The sequence below is a fragment of the Sphingopyxis sp. SCN 67-31 genome (assembly GCF_001725095.1).
In genome coordinates, this window is sequence record NZ_MEFH01000228.1 from 1 (window position 1) to 5068 (window position 5068).

7 protein-coding genes are annotated in these 5068 nt (G+C 64.9%); all 7 read right to left on the reverse strand.

What is annotated here, in order from left to right; genetic code table 11:
* Positions 1-253: prepilin peptidase (locus ABS88_RS24790; RefSeq protein ID WP_286750903.1), on the reverse strand; the 253-nt coding region annotated here is incomplete at its 3' end.
* Positions 250-1083, reverse strand: coding sequence for a tetratricopeptide repeat protein (locus ABS88_RS24795; protein WP_286750904.1), 834 nt, complete (start codon positions 1081-1083; stop codon positions 250-252). The genes ABS88_RS24795 and ABS88_RS24790, both read right to left, overlap by 4 nt.
* A complete protein-coding gene (locus ABS88_RS24800) occupies positions 1071-1913 on the reverse strand; it encodes a tetratricopeptide repeat protein (protein ID WP_286750905.1) in 843 nt (280 codons plus the stop codon). Before ABS88_RS24800 ends, ABS88_RS24795 begins: the two co-directional genes overlap by 13 nt.
* Positions 1914-2026: 113 nt before the next feature.
* On the reverse strand, positions 2027-2311 hold the full coding sequence (locus ABS88_RS24805) for a type II secretion system F family protein (protein WP_286750906.1): 285 nt from the start codon (positions 2309-2311) through the stop codon (positions 2027-2029).
* Positions 2197-2964 (reverse strand): type II secretion system F family protein, encoded by a 768-nt coding sequence (locus tag ABS88_RS24810; RefSeq protein ID WP_286750907.1) that lies wholly within the window; start codon positions 2962-2964, stop codon positions 2197-2199. Before ABS88_RS24810 ends, ABS88_RS24805 begins: the two co-directional genes overlap by 115 nt.
* A 1-nt stretch (position 2965) precedes the next feature.
* Positions 2966-3967, reverse strand: coding sequence for a type II secretion system F family protein (locus tag ABS88_RS24815; RefSeq protein ID WP_286750908.1), 1002 nt, complete (start codon positions 3965-3967; stop codon positions 2966-2968).
* A 1-nt stretch (position 3968) separates the two neighbouring features.
* Positions 3969-5068, reverse strand: a 1100-nt coding sequence (locus tag ABS88_RS24820; RefSeq protein ID WP_286750909.1) for a TadA family conjugal transfer-associated ATPase, incomplete at its 5' end; no start/stop codon positions are given.

The window sequence follows — 5068 nt, forward strand, 5'->3', positions numbered from 1 at the left end:
AAAGCTTGGCATCGCCGCCACCGAACCAGCCCAGCGCGAACAACGCCATGCCGATCACCAAGGCAATGACGAAGTGCAGGCCGTGCGACAGCAGCGGTCCGCCGAGGACACCTAGGCCATAAGCGATCGGGAACAGGGCCAGGATGGCGAGCGGCCAGCCATTCGAGATCGTGCGCGTGCGCACATCCTGAAACGCCGCTGCGGCAAGCAGAAGCGACACCAGTATCTGGCAAGCGATCGAGACGTTGTTCATGGGATTTGTGCTTCCGCCAGTAGCCGAGGATCATATCGCGGCGAGACCAGCAGGGCCTCGCTCATGAGGGCCTGTGCGAGAGATGGATGGTCCGCGCGGCGTGCCCCCTGGGCGGCGTCGACCAGACGTTGCGCCCACATTTCATCGCTGTCAGCGGCGGCCCTTGCCGGTTCGAGCCCACGCATGCCGGCAAGAAAATCCTGCAGCCGGATCGTTTCGCGATCAGGCGCGGGCGTGCCATCGGCCACGCGCAGAACTTGCGCCGCCGCGTCGATATCGCCCGCGCGGATGAGCGCCCGGGCCTGATCGTTGCGGATCAAAGCGGGGGAGGGGCTGCCCTGCATCGCCTGCGTGAAGGCAAAGCGGCTGGCGTCCATCTGCCCCTTCTGCGCCAGCAGAGTGCCGAGCGCGCGCCAGATGCGCCAGTCAGCGGTACAATGCTCGGTCACGCCCGCCAGACTATCGATAGCGGCGTCGGTCTGCCCTCGTTCTGCCATGGCGAGCGCCCGGATCCGCTCCACGCTACAGCGCGCGGGACCGCTCGCTGGCACGGCCCTCGTGAGCTCGTCTGCTTTGGCGGCCGATCCTTCCTCGAGCGCCAGCTCGCCCTTTGCCAGCACAAGCGAGGCAGGCTGGCTGCCCGGATGTGCGGCGTCGAAAATGCCGATCAGCGCGGCAGCCTCGTCCAGCCGTCCGCTGACGATGGCAGCGCGAATCTGGTCGATGTCCTGCTCATCCCGAATGGCAGCGGCGATCTCGGCCGTCGGCTGCGCCGGTGATGCCGCGCTGACGCTCTGGAGCGCCAGCAGGGACAGAATCAGGAGGGGCATCGCGTTGCGGTGGCGGCGCTTCCCAAAAGTCCCGGAGCGGCCTGCCGGACGCGATTGCAGGACTGGAGCGCCGCCGCGGCAATCCCTCGTGCCGCAATGGTCTGGCGCACGCCGCGCACTGCGGCCCGGAATGCATCCTGATCGCTGGGCACCTCGGCGCGGACCGGCGCCTTGTCAGCCGCGCGGCTCCACTGGGCCAGATAATCCCGCTTCATGATCTGCGCGAGGGCGTCGCCCGGCTCGCGGGTGACGATGCGCACTTCCCTGATGCTGATGCGCTTGAGAGCAGGGCCGCGACCGGAGGCCGTGTCGGCGCGTCGTTCCTGCACGAGCGCGAACGTCTGATTAGGCGCCGCAGGCGCGGCAGCTTTCGTCGTCAGCATGACCCCCGTGGCCTGCGCGACAAGCTGCGGAGAGGGTTTGCCGGCTTCCCGGGTCGGGATCGGCACCGAGATAGCCGCAGGTCCCTTCGTGGGAGAGCTGGCTTCCTGCCGCAACCGGTACCCCATTTCGGGTGGGCTTTCTGTGAGCGCATTCATCGCTACGTCTTCGGCTTTGCCGGCTTCGGCTGCATTGGCGGCGAAACGGTCGAGATTGCGCCGGTAAGCGGCAGTCTGGGGATCGGCAGCGATGGCGCGCTCGAAGTAACGTCGTGCCAGATCGTCGCGACCGATCGATGCATAAGCGATGCCCAGCCCGTTATTGGCGGCGGCCGATCCCGCCTCGAAGGCGAGGGCATCCCGGAACCGGGCGATCGCCAGCCCATAGTTCTGCTCGGCCAGGAAGGTTCGGCCGGCGGCGATCAATTTCGTGGCATCCTGCGCTTCCACGGCATCCGCTCCCCCGAGCGGCTGGATAGCGACTGTCTCATGGCGACTTGAGCAAGCCGACATAGCAAGAAGCGCCAGCGCGCAGGTGGCGACGGCTTGTCTCTTCCCAGGCTTCATGGTTGCACCCCCCGCATCAATGGCATCACGATCCGCACCACCCGCAAGGCAGCCGGAAGCATCAGGACGCCGATCATCGTCGGCAGCATGAAGGCGACCAGCGGGATCGACAGCAGTACCGGCAGCTTGTGCGCCTTCTCCTCGGCGCGCAGGCGACGCTTCTCCCTCATCTCGGTGGCGTAGATGCGCAGCGTCTGGCCAATGCTGGTGCCCAGCTTGTCGGACTGGATGAGCAGCGTGGTGAAGGCCCGGATCTCGTCCACCTGCGCGCGCTGCGCCATGCTGCGCAGGGCCTGTTCGCGGCTCCAATGAGCGGCTGCGAGCGCAGAATTTCCCGGCCGACCCGATCGAAGGCGGCTTCCAGGCCCAGGCCGGCTTCCACACAGACAAGCATCAGGTCGAGGCAATCGGGAAACCCGTTGACGATGTCGTTGCGGCGACGCTCAGCCCGCGACGTCAGCCACAGATTGGGCGCATACATGCCGAACAGCGCCAGCCCGACCGAGATCACGTAGATCGTGAACAGGGCCGGGCGCTCGGGCTGCATCAGCACGATCGCGAGATAGAGGCAGGGAAAGCCGAAGAGCAGCAGCAGGCGGGCAAGCGTGAAAATGCGCACCGAGACCGGAGACCTGAAGCCGGCCATGGCCAGCTTGGCCTGGAGTGCATTGTTCTTCTCGTCGGTCAGCTGGATACCGGCCCGCTCGATCGCGGCGGTGAGTTTGTTCCAGCCTTCCATGCGTTCGCGCTCGCGCAGATAGCTGTTCTCCGCGATTGCGCTCAGCGCTGTACCACTGTCGGAAAGACGGCGGCGAATGGCGGCACGCCCGGAGACCAGACGGGCGACGAAGAGAACCGCGATGACCACGATGGTGAAGATCATCAGCAGCACCGTCAGGCGCAGCGGGGCGGAGGAGGCGAGAAGATCCATCATGTCAGACTTTCAGATCGACCATGCGGCGGATGATAATCACGCCGAGCAGATAGAGGCCGATCAGCACGGAAAAGCCGATAATGAAGGCCGGGTCGCTCGAATATTCCAGATAGAAGCTGGGATTGGTGAGGAAAACGAGCGCGAACGTGCCGATCGGCAGGGCCGTAAGCACTTTCGCGGACATGCGGCCCTCGGAACTGAGCGCCCGCACCTTCATGTACATCGTCGCCCGCTCGCGAATGACGCGTGAGAGATTCTCCAGGATTTCCGCCAGATTGCCGCCGGTTTCGCTCTGGACCGAGAGAGACACGACGAACATGTGCATGTCGTCCAGGCCCCAACGCTCGGCCATATCCTGAAGGGAGTCGCGCAAATCGGCGCCATAGGCGACCTCGTCCGTCACCAGGCCGAATTCGCTGCCGATCGGGTCTTCCATTTCCGTCGCCAGCAGATCGAGCGCCGACGCGATGGGATGCCCCGCGCGCAGGCCGCGAACGAAGATGTCCAGGGCAATCGGAAACTGCTCCTGCATCTTGGCGCGCCGCTTCTGGGCGGCCTGCGCCATGAACAGCATGGGGAGGACGAAGCCGACGCAGATCGCCAGAACGAGCGCCAGCTGGATGGTGCCGAGCGACACGCCCAGGCCGAGTATCGCGGCGCTGATGAGGATGATGCCGAACAGGAACGCAGTGGCGCCGAGCATGATCGCCAGCGCCTGCTGCGGTGTGAGCGCCAGCTTGCTGCTGCGGACAATCGCCTCGAACCGGCCCAGAAACCGTCCCAGCACGCCGGGCCAGGCGCCGAAGCTGTTCGTTGTCTGCTTGCGGATATGGGTGATGATGTCGCGCCGGTCATTGCCCTGCTCGATCATCTGGAGCCGCCGGTTGATGGCGCGTGCCGAGCCGCCGCGCGCGCGCCACGCGCTGAGGACCATTTCGCTCACCAGAAAGACGGTGCCGAAAATCAGGATAAGCACGAACGGCCGGATGAAAGCCTCGCTCATGTCAGCTTATCCTCAGTTCGGGCCGGAAGATGTCGGCCGGCAGGCTGACCCCGTGGGCATGAACATGCTCGAGAAAGCGAGGCCGTATTCCCGTCGCCTCGAAATAGCCGTCGACCCGATTGGCCTCGTCGCGACCGCGAATGCGATAGCGGAAGATCTCCTGCATCGTGACGACATCGCTTTCCATGCCGGTAATCTCGGACACGCTGACGACGCGGCGGGTTCCGTCGAACAGGCGGGCGACCTGAATGACGACGTTGATCGCAGAGGCGATCTGCGCGCGCGCCGACCGTGGCGGAATGTCGATACCGCTCATGCCGATCATCTGCTCAAGGCGAGAGAGCGCGTCGCGCGGCGTATTGGCATGGACCGTGGTCATGGAGCCGTCATGACCGGTGTTCATGGCCTGCAGCATGTCGAACGCCTCACCGGCGCGCACCTCGCCCACGATGATCCGGTCGGGCCTCATGCGCAGCGCGTTCTTCACGAGCTCGCGCTGGCCGATTTCGCCGCGTCCTTCGATGTTGGGCGGTCGCGTCTCGAGGCGGGCGACGTGAATCTGCTGGAGCTGGAGCTCGGCGGAATCCTCGATGGTGACGATGCGTTCGGAATGGTCGATCGCGGCCGACATCGCATTGAGCAGGGTCGTCTTGCCCGCGCCCGTGCCGCCGGAAATGAGGATGTTGCGGCGTGCGACGACGATGGCGGACAGGACATCCGCCACAGCCTGCGGAATGCTGCCATACTCGACCAACTTGTCCATGTTGATCGGCTTCTTGGCGAATTTACGGATCGAGAGCAGGGGCCCGTCGATGGCCAGCGGTGGGATGACGGCATTGACGCGCGAGCCATCGGAGAGACGCGCGTCCACATAAGGCGATTGCTCGTCGACACGACGGCCCACGGCGCTGACGATCTTCTGGATGATCCGCAGAAGATGCCGTTCGTCCTTGAACCGGCTGTCGACGCGCTCAAGCCATCCCTTGCGCTCGACGAAGATGACCTCATGGCCATTGACGAGAATGTCGTTGATGCTCTCGTCCTGAAGCAGGGGTTCGAGCGGGCCGAGTCCAAGCAGCTCGTCGAGAATGTCGGAAACCA